The following is a 14131-nucleotide window of genomic DNA, read 5'->3' as shown; positions in this document are numbered from 1 at the left end:
GCGAGGGCTACTTGCTGCCGGTCATGGCCGCGACCATCTTGGTCACGTTGTTCCTGAACATCTCGAGGTAGGTCGCGGCGCCCTCGCCCGGCCTGGACAGGGCGTCGGAGTACAGCTCGCCGCCGGGGCGCACGCCGGTCTCCTTGGCGATGCGCTCGATGAGGCGCGGGTCGCTCATGTTCTCCACGAACAGGGCGGAGATCTTCTCGCTCCTGATCTGCCGGATGAGACGGCTCACGCCCCTGGCCGAGGCCTCGGCATCGGTGGAAAAGCCCTCGGGCGCGAGCATGATCACGCCGTAGGCCTGGCCGAAGTAGCCGAAGGCGTCGTGCGAGGTGATGATCCTGCGCCTGGGCGCCGGGATGGCCGCGAACTCGGCCCGCACCCAGTCGTCCGTCTCCTTGATCTTCTTCAGGTAGGCCTCGGCGTTGGCCGTGTAGAAGGCGGCGTTCGCCGGATCGGCCTTGACCAGGGCCTTCTCGATGTTGGCCACGTAGATGGCGCCGTTGGTCAGGTCCTGCCAGGCGTGCGGGTCGACGACCTCCTTGCCGCCCTCGTCCTCGTCGATCATGGTGCGCGGCTTCACGCCTTTGCTCACCACGACCACCTGCCCCTTGCAGCCGGAGCTTTCCACCAGCCGGTCCATCCAGCCCTCGAAGCCGAGGCCGTTGACGAAGACCAGGTCGGCCTTGGCCAGGGTCCTGGCGTCGCTCGGGGTGGGCTCGTAGACGTGGGTGTCCGTGTCCGGTCCGACCAGGGTGGCAAGCTCCACGCGGTCCCCGGCCACGTTCTTCACCATGTCGCCGAGGATGGAGAAGGTGGCCACCACGCGAAGCGGTCCGGCCGCCCGCGCGGGGAACGGCGCGAGCAGGAGAAGGGCGGACAGGGCGGCGAGGGCCGGGACGAGGAGCCGGGCGGGGGTGGAAGGCGTATGGCTGCGCATGATGCCGTTCCTCAGCGTTTGAAGTGTCTGCGTGCGGGGCGCTGCGCCATGAGGCCGCCGCGCGGGCCGAAGCAGAGCGAGAGCAGGTAGCAGGCCCCCGCTGTGAGCACGATGGCGGGGCCCGAGGGGACCTCGCGGTAGTAGGAGACGAGAAGCCCCACGTAGCCCGAGGCCAGGGCCATGACCGTGGCGGCCGCCGACTGCGACCAGACCTGCACGGTCCAGAAGCGGGCCGCGGAGGCGGGCAGCACCAGGAGGCCCACGCACATGAGCGTGCCCAGGGCCTGGAAGCCGCCCACCAGGTTCAGCGCCACCAGGGACATGAAGACCAGGTGCACGAGGGAGCCCCGGCCGCTCATGACGCGCAAAAAGCCCGGGTCCACGCACTCCACCACCAGGGGGCGGTAGAGCAGGGCCAGGGCGAAGAGCGAGACCGTGGCGATGGCGCCCATGAGCAGCAGGGAGGAGTCGTCCACGGCCAGGATGCTGCCGAAGAGCAGGTGCATGAGGTCCACGCTGCTGCCGCGCAGCGAGACGAGCAGCACGCCCAGCGCCAGGGACATGATGTACAGCGCCGCGAGGCTCGCGTCCTCGCGCAGGGGGGTGGCGCGGGCCACGGCGCCGGAGCCCACGACCACGCCGAGCCCGGCGATGAAGCCGCCCACGGTCATGGCGGGCAGGGAGAGGCCGAAGAGCAGGAAGCCCACGGCCACGCCGGGCAGGATGGCGTGGGCCAGGGCGTCGCCCGAGAGCGTCATGCGGCGCAGCAGGAGGAAGGTGCCGAGCGGGCCGCAGCCGAGCGCCAGGGCCAGGCAGGCGCCCAGGGCGTGGCGCATGAAGGCGAAGTCCGTGAAGGGCGAGACGAGGAGGTGCGCGAGCCAGTTCATGCGGGCACCTCCCGGCAGACCTCGGCGTTTTCGTCCCAGGCCTCGGCCATGCCGTTCGCGCGCGCCAGGTTCTCCTCCGTCAGGACCTCGGCCGTGGGGCCCCAGGCCACGGGATCGCGGGCCAGGAGCAGGGTCCGGGGAAAATGGTCGCGCACCTGGGCCAGGTCGTGGACCACGGCCATGACCGTGCGGCCCTGCTCGTGCCAGGTGAGCACCAGGCGCAGGAGCACCGCGGTGGTCGCGGCGTCCATGGCCGTGAAGGGCTCGTCCAGGATGACCAGGGGCGCGTCCTGCAGGAGCAGGCGGCCGAAGAGCACGCGCTGGAACTGCCCGGCCGAGAGGCTGCCGATGGGGCGGCGCTCGAAGCCGGAGAGCCCCACGGTCTCGAGCGCCTCGTGCGCGGCGCGCCACTGCGCGCGGCTCACGCGGCCGAAGAGCCCGGTGGTCTGCCAGTGGCCCAGGGCCACCATGTCCAGCACGGTGATGGGAAAGGTGCGGTCGATCTCGGCCTGCTGGGGCAGGTAGGCCATCTCGCGGCTGGTCAGCCCGTCGCGGTCCACGTGGCCGCCCAGGGGGCGCAGCAGGCCGACGATGGCCTTCAGCAGCGTGGACTTGCCCGAGCCGTTGGGCCCGGTCACGGCGGTCAGCGAGCCCGCCTCGAAGGTGCCGGAGAGGTGGTGCACGGCGGGGTGGCCGTTGTAGCCGACGGTCAGGTCGTGGACGTGGATGAAGTGCGGCATGGCTAGTCCAAAGCCCACCAGAGCACGACCCAGAGCAGGCCGGAGACGGCGGCGGCCACGATCAGGCGGCTGCCCACGTTCCAGCCGAGCGGCGAGAAGGGCGGCCGGGCGTCGCGCGCGCCGCGCTGGGCGGCGGAAGAATGTGTGGCGGAGGCTGTCTTGTGCATGGTTTTCTGAGAACTCTTATCACGTTGCAGGGGAAAGACAACCGCTTTCATCGAAATGGCAGGGCCGGACCGCGCGCGGCGGCCGAAACACTGCCCGTTCGGGAGCGGGACGCGGTGCTCGGGGAGGCGGCTCAGCCGCTGTGCGGGGCGCGGCGCAGGTCGGGCAGGGGGCCGCACTGCGGGCAGAGCCCGAAGAATTCCAGGTGGTGCCCCTCCACGCAGAAGCCGGTCTGCACGGAGAGGAGCTTTTCCAGGACCGAGAGGTCGCAGTCCGTGACCTCGCATGCCTTGCCGCAGGAGCGGCAGACCAGGTAGTGCGAATGGCCCGGGCCCCCGGCCAGGTAGCGGTGCTCGCCGTCGGCCGCGTGCACGTAGCGCAGGAGTCCGTGCTCGCGCAGCAGGTTGACCACGCGGTAGACCGTGGCCTGGCCGATCTTTTCGCCGCGCAGGGCGCGGCAGGCCTCGGGCAGGGTGTAGCCCTGCGACGACGCGGCGAAGAGCCGCCAGACCGCCTCCTTCTGGGGGGTCAGGCGCTGGCCGAGGCGGTCGAAGAGTTGCTGCAGCCGGTCAAGGCCGGTGGGGTCGTTCGTGTTCATGGTTGAGAAAAATTATCACGTCGCGTAGGAGGCGGTCAAGGGACGCTGCGGCCGCGAAGTGAATCCCGGTGGAGCCGCCGCGATTTTTTTTTTCGCCCGCCCGGCCCGGGAGTCCTCCCGTTTCCGCCGCGGTCCGTTTATGATGGAGGCGACGAGCCGCCGAGGGGAGGGCGCCCGACGGCTTCGTCCGCACGAGGTACGCATGAGCATCTTCTCCCCGGAAAACATGGGGATATTCTCCACCACCTGCACGGCCATCGTGCTCGAGGCGCTGCCCTTCCTGCTGCTGGGCTCGCTCGTCTCCGGGCTCTTCGAGGTCTTCGTCCCGGGCGGGCGGGTGGAGCGCCTGATCCCGCGCGGCACGGCCACGGGCATCCTGGCGGGCATCGCCATGGGCGTGCTCCTGCCGACCTGCGAGTGCGGCGTGGTGCCCATCGTGCGCCGCCTGCTGCGCAAGGGCTTCCCGGCGCACGCGGCCTTCGCCTATCTCCTGGCCGCGCCCGTGGTCAATCCGGTGGTCCTCGTGGCCACCTACGTGGCCTTCCGCGGCAACCTCTGGATGGTCGGCGGCCGCGTGGCCGTGGTCTGCCTGGCCGCCGGAGTGGTCGGCTGGATCGTGTCAGGAAGCGACCCCGCCGAACTGGTGCGGCCGGACGCCGAGGCCGAGGGCTGCGGCTGCGGGCACGGCCATGACCATGCCCTCGTCCACGACGGCGCTCAGGCCGCGGCCAAGGCCGCCCCAGTGCCGCGGCCGCCGCTGCTGCCCGCCATGGCCGAGGTCCAGGCCCTGGCCGCGACAGGGCTGCGCCGTCCGGAGGAGAAGGCGCGGGGCGACGGGCACGGGCTCGGCGCGCGCCTCGCCGCGGCCGCCGCGCACATGGCCGAGGACTTCCTCTCGGCCGGGCAGTATCTCGTGCTCGGCGCCATGGCCGCAGCGGCCTTCAAGACCTTCCTGCCGCCCTCGGCCATAGCCCCCTTCGAGGCCAACGTCTTCCTGGCCGTGGGCGCGATGATCGTCCTGGCCGTGCTGCTCTCGGTCTGCTCCGAGGCCGACGCCTTCGTGGCCGCCTCGTTCGTCAGCTTCCCTGCGGCTTCCAAGCTCGCCTTCGTCACGCTCGGGCCGATCTTCGACCTGAAGCTCCTCTTCATGTTCTCCGGGACGTTCAAGAGGCGCGTGGTGCTCATGCTGGCCGTGATCCCGGCGCTGCTCGTCTTCGTGGTCTGCGCGCTGCTCGGGGTGGCCCTGAACCACGGGATAGGGCAGGGCGTGAGCCACACCTTCCTGCAGGGGGTGGGACTGTGAGGAACCTCCTCCGTCTCTCCGCCCTGCTCGAGGGCCTCGTTCTCGTCGCCCTCGGCCTGTTCATCGTCCATCTGGCGCGAAGCGGCGGCTACTGGAAGTTCCTGAATCCCAAGTTCATGCCGCTCTCCCTGGCCGCGGCCGGGCTGCTGCTCGTCTTCGGCCTGGCCGCCGGGCTGCGCCGCCCCCGTCGCGCGAACTTCCTGCGCGTCGCGGTCTTCGGGGCCTTCCTCGTCGTCTGCTGGTACGGCGGCCGGGACGCCTTCACGCCCACGGCGCCGCCTCCGGCGCGCGCCGCTACGTCCGTTGCGGCGCCTGTCCCGTCGGACCATGCCCAGACTTCCGAAGAGACTTCAGCCCAGGCCGCGCCCGCCCCGGTCTGGGACGAGGGCGGGGCCACGCCGCCCACCTCGGGCTCGGCCTTCTCGGGTGTCACGGCGCCGCACGGGGAGGCGGCCGAGCCCTCGCGCCTGACCCTGGGCGGCAAGGAATACGTGAAGATCAACCTGGCGGAGTTGTTCTTTCTCTGCCGCGACCATCCGGACGAGGCCCTGGCCGGGCGCTACGTGCTGCGCGGCAGCACGATCCAGGCGGGCGAGCTCACGCGGCATCACGAGTTCGGGGTCTTCAGGGTCTCGGTCTGGTGCTGTCTGGCGGACGCCGTGGCCGTCGGCTTGCGCGTGGCAGGGGCGCCGCCCGCCGGGCTCGCGCCGGGCGAGTGGGTGCGCGTCTACGGTCATCTGGAGAGGAAGCCCGCGGCCAAGGACCTGGAAAAGCTGCACGTCAGAGGGGTCTTTTCCACGATCGTGGACACGAACTTCGTCTTCGTCCCGGAACGCATCGACCCCATCCCGGACGAGGAGGCCTCGGGCGCGCCCTACATCTTCGAGTGGCGCGACCACGAGCCCTACGCCTACTAGACCCGGCTCAGGCCTCCGACTCCTGCGGACGGGGCGCTTCGTCCCCGCTCGTTCCGTCCGCGTATTCCTTTTCCGGGCCGCGCCGCGGCGCGGTCTGGCCGTAGATCACCCCGCACAGGACTAGGGCGGCCGAGGCGGCCTGCGCCGGGGCCAGGGCCTCGCCCAGCCAGAGCCAGCCGCCCGCCACGGCCACCAGGGGCACGAGGTTGATGAAGGCCGAGGCGCGCCCGGCGGACAGGCGGCTCATGCCCCAGTTGTAGAGGCCGAAGGCGCCGAGCGTCACGAAGCTGCCCAAAAACAGCACGCACAGCGCCGGGACCGCGGGCCAGTCCCAGGGCATGGCGCGCGGCAGCTCCGTTGCGCCGGGCAGGAAGAAGAGCGAGCCCGCCAGGGTCTGCAGCGCGGTCAGGGTCCAGGGGCCGTAGCGGCCGCAGAGTTTCTTCACGAGCAGCATGGAGCCCGCCGCGCTGACCATGGCCAGGAATTCCAGCATGTTGCCGAGAAGCGGCGCGGGCGCGGCGACGCCCGGCGCCCCGGCGAGGCTCAGCCCCGCCACTCCGGCCACGGAGAGCACGAGCCCGGCCACGGCGCGCCTGGTCAGCGGCTCGCCCAGGAAGAGGGCCGCGCCCACGGCCACCAGCACCGGCACCGAGGAGGAGACGACCCCGGCCTGCGCCGAGGTGGTGAAGCGCAGCGCGTTGGCCTCGAACATGAAGTAGGCGCAGGGGAGCAGGGCGGACATGGCGGCCAGGAGCTTCCAGTCGCCGGGCCTCGCGCCGCGCGGCCAGAGCTTTTTGGCGAAGGGCAGGAGCAGGACGAGGGCGATGACCATGCGCAGCCACATGACGCTCATGGGGCCGAAGGCGCCCACCGCGATCTTCATGGTCGAGAACGAGCCGCCCCAGAGCAGCACGGCGCCCACGAGGGCCAGAACGGGCAGGAGCCCCGAAGACGCAGGCGAAGGTACTGACGAGGAGCCCCGGGAGGCCCGGGAGAACAGGCGGGACATGCGATCCTCCGTTTTGCGCGGCAGCATACGGGCGTCCCGTCGGGCCGTCTTGCAGGAAATTGCTCTAGCCGAGGGCGTACTGGCCGGGCGTGGCGCCCACGAACTGGCGGAATTTGTTGGAGAAGTGGCTCTGGTCCGCGAAGCCCACGGCAAAGGCCACCTCGGCGATGGGCAGGCCTCGGCGCAGGAGCCTCTTGGCCCGGTCGATGCGCATCTGGGTATGGAAGGCGTGGGGCGCCATGCCCGTGTCGCGCTTGAAGACGCGCAGCAGGTGGTAGCGCGACAGCCCGGCGAGCTGCGCCAGCTCCTCGAGCGAGACCTTCTCGGCCAGGTGCGAGGCGAGGTAGTCGCGCACCTGGCGCATGGAGCGGTGCTCGCGCCCCGGATGCGGCACGCGTCCGGAGAAGTTGCCGTGGCGCGCGAAGAGGCGGGAGAAGGCCGCGACCATGGCCGACTCCCTCTGCAGCCGGTCGACGCGGTCCGGACCGCGGGCCAGCATGCGCGAGAAAGCCTGGAAGGCCCGGGTGGCCGCAGGCTCCTCGACGATGAGTCGGGCGAACTCCGGCGAGGCGATCTCGCTCTGGCAGCATTCGCGGGCCAGCGCCTGCAGCCAGGGCGTGTCCGCGTAGAACACGCGGTAGCTGGAGACCATGCCCGGGGGCGCGATGCAGCTGTGCACCTGGCCGGGATTGATGAGCGCGATCTTGCCCGGCCCCACGAAGGATTTCTCCTGCGTCGGTCCGTTGCAGTAGCTGCCTCCGGCCTCGATGACGCTGATGGTGAAATGGTCGTGGCAGTGCTTCGGGAAGACGTGGGCGCTCTTGCGGACCAGGGCGATCTCCAGGAATCGCAGGTCGGGGTCGCGCAGGAAGCGCACGTCGAGAATGGGGCGCATGGCTGATCTTCCTTACGGGTGTCGAACGGCAGTCTAGCCGTTCGGCCGGGCAGCGTATTGTACGAAATTGACGTCCCGGAGAAAAGGCCTGCGCCGGCCGGACGCGAGGCCGGGGCCTCTTTTGGCCCGCGGGCTTTTCAGGCGCGCCTTGCCGCGCTACATTGAAAGACAGGACGGAAGAGGACGGAAACCAGCATGAGCATCTTCGCCGTGGGCGACATACACGGCTGCTCGGACAAGCTCGAGCGGCTGCTCGACCGCCTGCCGTTCGTGCCGGAGCGCGACACCCTGGTCTTCCTGGGCGACTACATCAACCGGGGGCCGGACACGCGCCTGGTCCTCGAGCGGCTGCTCGCCGTGCGCGAGGAGTGCCCGGGCGCGGTCTTCCTCATGGGCAACCACGAGCAGGCCCTGCTGCGCTACGCCGAGACCGGCGACGTGGAGTACCTGCGCGTGCTGCGTACCCTGGGCGTGGAGCAGACCCTCACGAGCTACGGCAGGAAGACCATGCGCTCCCTGGGCGATCTCTCCTTCCTGCCGCCCGACCATCTGGACTTCCTGCGCTCGCTCCTGCCGCACTGGCGGCACGGGCGCTTCCTCTTCGCCCACGCGGGCGTGGCCCTGCGCGAGGGCGCGAGCACCCCGGGCGAGCTCGAGGCCAGCCTCGCGGTGCGGCCGGGGCTCATCAGGAGCCTGGAGGAGGAGGCGGAGGGCGAGACGGCCGAGCTCGTCGTCTTCGGCCATACCTCGTTCGAGACGCCCTTCGTGGCCGAAGGGCTCGTGGGCATCGACACCGGCGCCTGCCACGGCAACCTCCTGACCGCCGTGGAGCTGTCCGCCTCGGGACCCGCGGGCGTGCCGGGGCTGCGCTTCCATCACGCCTGAGCGCGCGGCGTCTCCGTTTCCTTGGCGGGCTTCTCCCCGCCGTCGCCTATGGGCGCCCGGCAGGTGCCTTCCTCCAGGCAGCGCAGCCCGTAGTCGCCGTCCAGGAACGCCTGGGCCAGGCGGCCGGGCATGTCGTCCCCGGTCATGGCCGCGTCCAGCAGGCGGGTGAAGCCGAGCAGGCGGCCGAGCATGATCAGCCGCTCGCGGATGGTTTCGGCGGGCACGTCGTGCAGCGACCCGGTGACCAGATCGCCCTCGAAGTCGGCCAGGAAGTCGTAGGCCTCGAGCACGAAGGCCACAGAGCGCGCGCGGCGCTCGCGCTGCGCCATCTCCCCGCCGCCGCCCTTGAAGCGGAAGCGCACGTAGTTCTCGCGCGGGTTGCGGCCGCAGACCGTGTCGATCATCGCGAAGTGGAACTCCACCCGTGCGTTGAGGTTCAGGTAGTCCCGCGAGATCATGGCGTAGTTGAACTCGCCCAGGGGACGCGGGCCGCGCTTGTCGGTCAGCCCCTTGACGAAGAGGCCGGAGACCGAGCCCGTGGGCGGCGGCACGCGCCAGCGCAGCCCCGGCGTGTCCATGCCCTCGCACAGCGCCAGGAGCGGCGCGCAGAGCACGTCGCGCATGCGCACGCGCAGCTTGCCGTGGCCCGGCGCAAGCCCGCCGCCGAGGTCTATGAGCAGGAAATGCAGCGGCACGTCCTCGTCCAGCCTGCGCACCAGGGAGGAGGCCTCCTCCAGCGTCTCGTCGCCCGCCTCGAACATGGCCAGCACCGCCTTCTCGTGGCAGTAGCGCACGATGTCGTGCAGCGAGGCGCACTCGCGGATGCTGAAGGTCGGTCCGTAGGCGTCGGTCAGGTGCAGCGGCTCCACGAGGTCGCGCAGCCTGGCGAGCTCGGGCGAGGGCGCGTGGCCAAGCTCGGGCGCGGCCGGGGCGGGGCGCCTTGGCGCAAGCTCTGCCAGGCCCGGCAGGGCCTCGGGCGGCACGGCCAAAACCTCGCCCCTGTCCGCGTCCACCACCACCCAGGCGCCGTCCGCCACCGCGGCCTCGGCGCCCGTGGCGCCCGTGAGCATGGGCACGCCCGCCTCGCGCGCAACGCAGGAGAGGTGGTCCGTGGGGTTGCCGAACTCGACCACCACCGCGGCCGCGCGCGGCAGCAGGCGTGCCGCGTCCACCAGGCTCTGGCGCATGACCAGCACCAGGGGCGCGGCCTTGGCGCCGTTTCCTTCCTGCTCGGCCGCGGCGATGTCCTGCGCGGAGTGCAGCACGCGCGCGCGGCCCACGGCCCGGCCCGGCGCGGCGGTCACGCCGCCCTGGTGCAGCACGTGCCCGGAAAGCTCCTCGGCCATGCGTCGCCCGGCCTGGGGCAGGGGCACGGCGCGCGACTGCAGGACGTGGATCACGCCCTCGCCGTCCATGGCCCACTCGATGTCCTGCGGCGTCCCGGCCAGGCTCTCGATGAAGCGGCCGAGCGCGGCCAGCCGCTCGATGGCGTCCTGGTCGAGGAGGGGCGCGTCGCGTTCCTCCCCGGCCACGTCCTCCTCGCGCAGACCGCCGCCGTTTGCGGCCACCACGCGCATGCCCTTGGCTCCGATCACGCTCGGTCCGGCGACACCCTGGCCGCGCGGCGGGCGGTAGGTGTCCACCGCGCCCGAGCCGTCCACCACCTGGGTGCCCAGGCCCGGCGCGGCGCTCAGCAGCATGTGGCCGTCCGCGGCCGCGTCCTTGGACGGCGGGGCGGACGGGTCCAGGGTGTAGAGCACGCCCGCGGTCCGGGCCGGGACCATGCGCTGGCAGAGCACGGCCATGCCCGCGTCCTGCGCGGGCAGCCCGGCCTGCAGGCGGTAGCTCACGGCGCGCGGCGCGAAGTTTCCGGCCAGCACGCGGCGGTAGGCCTCTTCCAGGGCCGCGGGCGAGGTCACGTTCAGGATGCTCAGAAACTGTCCGGCGAAGGACTGGCCCGGCCTGTCCTCCACCCGGGCGCTGCTGCGCGCGGAGATGCCCGCGCCGGGCGTCCTTTCGTCCACGCAGGCCGCGAAGCCCTCGTGCAGGGCCTTGGCCACGGCGGGCGGCAGGGGCGCGGCCATGATGTCTTCCTCGAGCGCGGCCATGGCCTGCTCGAGGCTCTTGCGGCCGGACTGGGCCTCGCGCAGGCGGCGGCGCACGGCCATGTCCAGGCCCGACTCGCGCAGGAAGAGGCGGCCCGCCTCCGTGGTCATGACGAAGCCCTGCGGCACGGGAAGGCCCGCGCGCGCAAGCCGCGCCAGGGAGGCCGCCTTGCCCCCGGCCAGGCGCTCGGAGGCGGCCTCCGGGGCCGAGAGCGGCAGGGAGAGCGGCGTCTCCTCGCGCAGCTCGTCCAGGTGCGAGGTCAGCTCGCGGATGTCCGCGGCCAGCCGCGCGTGCACCGTGAAGAGCCCGCCGTGCGCGTCGTAGGTCAGAAGGTTCAGCCCCTCGGACAGCTCGTAGGTCACGCCGATGAGGTCCTCGATCTTGGCCGCGGTGCTCTCCTCCGATCCGCCGCAGGCGGAGCCGTGGAAGTCGCCGCCGCGCAGCTCCGCGTCCAGGGCGCAGATGAGGGAAAGGGCGCGCTCGTTGTTGGCCAGGAGCACGCGGAAGGTGTGGTAGCGGGCCTTCAGGGCATCGAGCGCCCCGCGTGCGCGCGCCTCGCGCTTCTCGCGCAGCCAGGCCGCGATGCGGCCGAAGAGTCCGGTCATGCGTCGCCTCCCCCGTCCGGGGTTGGTGTGCTCTGTTCTTCATCTCCGGTTTTCGGCCCGACCCCGCTGTCGGTCCCGTTGCCGTTCCCATTGTCGGCCCCGATCTCGGCGAAACGCGCCTCGAGCGCGGCCACGTCCTCCTCGGAGCCCATGGCCAGGTCGAGCTGTCGGGTGAAGCCGGTCAGCTCGCCCAGGCGCGAGAGCGTCAGCTCGATCTCCTCGCGCTCGCCCATGCGCAGTCTGGCCGTGACCAGGTCGCCGCGCACCTCGACGCGGAAGCCCAGGCGCGAGAGGGCGCGGCGCACGAGCTCGGCGCGGCGCCCGCGCCGGGCCTCGTCCGCGAAGCCGCCCACGAAGCGGTAGTAGACGTAGTTCTGGCCGGGCGTGTCGCCGAGCCAGCTGTCGATGACGTTGAAATGGTAGCCCATGCGCAGGCTGACGTTGCAGTAGGTGCGCGCGGCCACGGCCAGATTGCGGCCGGAATAGCCCTGGCCCGGCGCGTCCAGGGCGGCCGTGCTGCGGCCGAGCCCGGCGAAGACGTCGCCCAGGTGCAGCGCCATGGGCGCGTTGTCCCAGGCCGAGGGGCTGGCGAGGCCGCGCAGCAGGGCGCGCAGCGGGCGGGAGGTCAGGTCCTCGGGGCCGAGGCGCTGCCCGGCCTCCGGCGCCACGCCGCCGCCCAGGTCCAGGACGAAGAGGTCCAGCGGCACGGGCAGCTCGAGGGGCCGGGTCGCGGCCTGCTCCAGGTCCGGGTGGCGGGCCGAGAGCTCCAGCAGTTCCTCCATGGCCTGCTCGTGGCAGAAATGGATGATGTCGTGAAACGTCCGGCAGTTGGCGGCCGCGAACCCCTCGTCCGAGGGATGGCTTATGGAGAGCGGCCGGATGAAGCGCAGAAGGCGCCTGAGCGTCAGGTATTCCGGGTCCGTGGGGCCGAACTCCGGGGCCGAGGCCTGGAAATCGAGCAACGGCTCGATGACGCCCCGGTAGACCACGCCCGCCCCGGCGTCCACGGTCACCTCCGTGTCCTCGGGCAGCCGGGCGCGCGCGTCCTGCAGGCCGAAGACGGCGGGCAGGCGGCATTCGCGCGCGATGGTCGCCAGGTGGCCGGTGGCCGAGCCCATCTCCGTGACCACGGCCGCGGCCCGGCGCAGGAGCGGGCTCAGCGACGGCGCCGCGGCCCGGGCCACGAGCACCGCGCCCGGGGGCAGGGCGGAAGGATCGGTGTGCTCGTCCACGTGGACCACGCGGCCCGCGGCCACGCCGGACTGCACCGTGGCCCCGCCGGAAAGGATTCGTTCCGCTCCGGCCAGGATGCGGTCCAGCCCGGCGACGCGAACGCTCTCGGGCGGGGGCGTGCACACGGACACGTCCAGGGCCAGCAGGCGGCCTCCTTGGTCCATGGCCCAGGTGAGCGCCGGAGGTCCGCCCAGGGCGTTCTCCAGCGTCCGGGCGGCCGAGGCCAGGCCGGTCAGCGCGCCGGGCGCGAGAATGGCCGAGCCGCGTCTGAGCCCGCGCGCTCCCGGGGCAAGGGCGGCGTCCTTGCCCGGCGCGCAGGCCGGGCCGCCGTTCTTGCCGCCGAGGTCCGCCGCAGCGGCCTGCTCCGAGCGCACCAGCTCGTGCGGCGGCACGCGGCGCAGGAAATAGCGGTCCTCGCCGGGACCCATGGCCTCGCACCGCGCCGTGACGAGCATGGTGCCGGGCAGCTCGGCCTCGCGGGGCATGGCCAGGATGCTGCCCGCGGCCCTGGCCGCGAGGTCCTCGCGCAGGCGCACGCAGGCCGGGCTCGCGGCCGCGGCTTCGTTCTCGTCTCCGCCCGCGGCCGCAACCTTTTTCGACACGGCATCGGCCTCGGCGAGCAGGGCGGCCACGGCGCGCAGCACCTCGTCCGCGTCCGGCCCGGCCCCGCGCGCCTGCGCGCGTGGCGTGGCCTCGGCGGCCGCGTGGGGCAGGGCCTCCAGCACCAGGCGGCGCGGCCCGCCCAGGCGGCGGAAGAGGTTCGCAAGCTCCTCGCGCACGGCCTCGGCCAGGGCGGGCGGCAATTCGTCGGGCGATCCGCCCGCTTCCCGCCAGGCGGCGATGCCCGCGGCGCTGACGAAGAAGCAGTCCAAAAGCCCGATCTCCCCGGCCCGCGCCGTCTCGGCCAGGGCCGCGGCGGCCTGTCCCACCAGGGGCTCCACCTCCCAGCGCACCTCGGCGCCGGGCAGGACGAGCTGCCTGCCGCCCGCAAGCCCCGGGCCGGGGCCGCCTTCGAGCAGGTCGTCCAGGATGTTGCGGATGGCCTCGTAGCGGTCGTAGAGGGCCACGTGGCGGTTGCCCGAGAGCACGTTCAGGCAGTAGGCCACCTGGTGCACGTGTCCGGACATCTCGGCCACGGCCGAGCGCAGGAAGGCGGAGTCGAAGATGTACTCGCCGCCGAGCGCCCGCTCCATCTCGGCCATCATCTCGAGGACGCGGTTGTTGAGTTCGAGGATGCGCCGGAACTTGGCGAAGAGCGCGCGCAGCGCCTCGGCGCCGTGTGGCGCCCCTGGGCTGCCGGAGGGGGTTCCGGGCTGGCCGGGAGTGCGGCCGGAGGACGGGCGGGAAGTGCTGCGCATGGTTCTCGCCGTGGGGTTGCGGCCCGTCGGGGCGTCCGGGCCTGGAGCCGGTGTCTAGGAGCCCGCCCCGGTCGCGGTGCCTTTGGACGCGCCCTGCTGCATACGCGCGACGGTGTCCAGGATGTCCTTGAGTTTGAAGGGCTTGGCCACGAAGTCGAAGGCACCCTCGCGGAACGATTCGCGGGCCGTCTCCAGGGTGGCGAAGCCGGTGATGACGATCACGCCGGTCTCGGGGCGACGGGCCTTGACCCTTTTCAGGAACTCGAGGCCGTCCGTGCCCTCCATCTTGAGGTCGGTGATCACGATGTCGAAGGGGGCCTCCTCGACGCGGGCGAGCGCCGCGCCGCTGTCGGTGAAGGTCTCCACGTCGTAGCCTGCCTTCTGGAACGCGGGTTTCAGCCGCTTGCAGACGATGGGCTCGTCGTCGAGGATCAGGACGCGGGTGCGGCCCTGGGGCTGCCTCTCCGTCCTGACGTTCTGGCCGCCG

Annotated in this window: 13 protein-coding genes; 3 read left to right on the top strand and 10 right to left on the bottom strand. The window is 72.1% G+C overall.

Annotated features, from left to right (window positions below; all coding sequences use genetic code 11):
• Positions 1–7 precede the first annotated feature (7 nt).
• The 5 genes from DSX2_RS01810 to DSX2_RS01795 all read right to left on the bottom strand — a co-directional run bounded on the left by DSX2_RS01810 (position 8) and on the right by DSX2_RS01795 (position 3333).
• Positions 8–943, bottom strand: a complete 936-nt coding sequence (locus DSX2_RS01810) for a metal ABC transporter substrate-binding protein (protein WP_020879320.1) — start codon at positions 941–943, stop codon at positions 8–10.
• An 11-nt stretch (positions 944–954) separates the two neighbouring features.
• On the bottom strand, positions 955–1830 hold the full coding sequence (locus DSX2_RS01805) for a metal ABC transporter permease (RefSeq protein WP_020879319.1): 876 nt from the start codon (positions 1828–1830) through the stop codon (positions 955–957).
• Positions 1827–2570 carry a metal ABC transporter ATP-binding protein gene (locus tag DSX2_RS01800; protein WP_020879318.1) on the bottom strand — a complete coding sequence of 248 codons (744 nt, stop codon included), beginning with the start codon at positions 2568–2570 and terminating at the stop codon, positions 1827–1829. Before DSX2_RS01800 ends, DSX2_RS01805 begins: the two co-directional genes overlap by 4 nt.
• Positions 2571–2572: 2 nt before the next feature.
• Positions 2573–2737 (bottom strand): hypothetical protein, encoded by a 165-nt coding sequence (locus DSX2_RS18505; protein ID WP_020879317.1) that lies wholly within the window; start codon positions 2735–2737, stop codon positions 2573–2575.
• Between the two features lie 131 nt (positions 2738–2868).
• Complete coding sequence (locus tag DSX2_RS01795; protein ID WP_020879316.1) at positions 2869–3333, bottom strand: Fur family transcriptional regulator; 465 nt, start codon at positions 3331–3333, stop codon at positions 2869–2871.
• A gap of 202 nt (positions 3334–3535) precedes the next feature.
• Here DSX2_RS01795 and DSX2_RS01790 point away from each other — a divergent pair, with 202 nt between their 5' ends.
• Positions 3536–4636: a permease gene (locus DSX2_RS01790; RefSeq protein WP_020879315.1), complete on the top strand. Its 1101-nt coding sequence runs from the start codon at positions 3536–3538 to the stop codon at positions 4634–4636.
• Positions 4633–5553 (top strand): DUF1980 domain-containing protein, encoded by a 921-nt coding sequence (locus DSX2_RS01785; protein ID WP_020879314.1) that lies wholly within the window; start codon positions 4633–4635, stop codon positions 5551–5553. The genes DSX2_RS01790 and DSX2_RS01785 overlap by 4 nt, the downstream gene beginning before the upstream one ends.
• A 7-nt stretch (positions 5554–5560) precedes the next feature.
• Here DSX2_RS01785 and DSX2_RS01780 read toward each other — a convergent pair whose 3' ends face one another.
• Positions 5561–6562, bottom strand: a complete 1002-nt coding sequence (locus DSX2_RS01780) for a DMT family transporter (protein ID WP_020879313.1) — start codon at positions 6560–6562, stop codon at positions 5561–5563.
• 64 nt (positions 6563–6626) lie between these two features.
• Positions 6627–7457 carry an AraC family transcriptional regulator gene (locus DSX2_RS01775; RefSeq protein ID WP_020879312.1) on the bottom strand — a complete coding sequence of 277 codons (831 nt, stop codon included), beginning with the start codon at positions 7455–7457 and terminating at the stop codon, positions 6627–6629.
• A 195-nt stretch (positions 7458–7652) separates the two neighbouring features.
• Here DSX2_RS01775 and DSX2_RS01770 point away from each other — a divergent pair, with 195 nt between their 5' ends.
• Positions 7653–8342 (top strand): metallophosphoesterase, encoded by a 690-nt coding sequence (locus DSX2_RS01770; RefSeq protein ID WP_020879311.1) that lies wholly within the window; start codon positions 7653–7655, stop codon positions 8340–8342.
• Here the strand turns inward: DSX2_RS01770 and DSX2_RS01765 are convergent.
• The 3 genes from DSX2_RS01765 to DSX2_RS01755 are packed head-to-tail and all read right to left on the bottom strand — an operon-like array spanning position 8333 to position 14079.
• Positions 8333–11053 (bottom strand): PEP/pyruvate-binding domain-containing protein, encoded by a 2721-nt coding sequence (locus tag DSX2_RS01765; RefSeq protein ID WP_020879310.1) that lies wholly within the window; start codon positions 11051–11053, stop codon positions 8333–8335. The genes DSX2_RS01770 and DSX2_RS01765 overlap by 10 nt on opposite strands.
• A complete protein-coding gene (locus DSX2_RS01760; protein ID WP_020879309.1) occupies positions 11050–13644 on the bottom strand; it encodes a PEP-utilizing enzyme in 2595 nt (864 codons plus the stop codon). Before DSX2_RS01760 ends, DSX2_RS01765 begins: the two co-directional genes overlap by 4 nt.
• Before the next feature lie 54 nt (positions 13645–13698).
• Positions 13699–14079, bottom strand: coding sequence for a response regulator (locus tag DSX2_RS01755; protein ID WP_035040216.1), 381 nt, complete (start codon positions 14077–14079; stop codon positions 13699–13701).
• Positions 14080–14131 lie beyond the last annotated feature (52 nt).

Source organism: Desulfovibrio sp. X2 (assembly GCF_000422205.1).
In the GTDB taxonomy this organism is placed as follows: Bacteria; Desulfobacterota; Desulfovibrionia; order Desulfovibrionales; family Desulfovibrionaceae; genus Alkalidesulfovibrio.
This window is presented reverse-complemented; position numbering and strand designations above follow the sequence as displayed.

Bases quoted from the DNA above. Each gene is read 5' to 3' on its own strand.
- DSX2_RS01760 (WP_020879309.1), bottom strand. From the start codon at position 13,644: ATGCGCAGCACTTCCCGCCCGTCCTCCGGCCGCACTCCCGGCCAGCCC.
- DSX2_RS01780 (WP_020879313.1), bottom strand. From the start codon at position 6,562: ATGTCCCGCCTGTTCTCCCGGGCCTCCCGGGGCTCCTCGTCAGTACCT.
- DSX2_RS01770 (WP_020879311.1), top strand. From the start codon at position 7,653: ATGAGCATCTTCGCCGTGGGCGACATACACGGCTGCTCGGACAAGCTC.
- DSX2_RS01800 (WP_020879318.1), bottom strand. From the start codon at position 2,570: ATGCCGCACTTCATCCACGTCCACGACCTGACCGTCGGCTACAACGGC.
- DSX2_RS01790 (WP_020879315.1), top strand. From the start codon at position 3,536: ATGAGCATCTTCTCCCCGGAAAACATGGGGATATTCTCCACCACCTGC.
- DSX2_RS01810 (WP_020879320.1), bottom strand. From the start codon at position 943: ATGCGCAGCCATACGCCTTCCACCCCCGCCCGGCTCCTCGTCCCGGCC.
- DSX2_RS01795 (WP_020879316.1), bottom strand. From the start codon at position 3,333: ATGAACACGAACGACCCCACCGGCCTTGACCGGCTGCAGCAACTCTTC.
- DSX2_RS01765 (WP_020879310.1), bottom strand. From the start codon at position 11,053: ATGACCGGACTCTTCGGCCGCATCGCGGCCTGGCTGCGCGAGAAGCGC.
- DSX2_RS01805 (WP_020879319.1), bottom strand. From the start codon at position 1,830: ATGAACTGGCTCGCGCACCTCCTCGTCTCGCCCTTCACGGACTTCGCC.
- DSX2_RS18505 (WP_020879317.1), bottom strand. From the start codon at position 2,737: ATGCACAAGACAGCCTCCGCCACACATTCTTCCGCCGCCCAGCGCGGC.
- DSX2_RS01775 (WP_020879312.1), bottom strand. From the start codon at position 7,457: ATGCGCCCCATTCTCGACGTGCGCTTCCTGCGCGACCCCGACCTGCGA.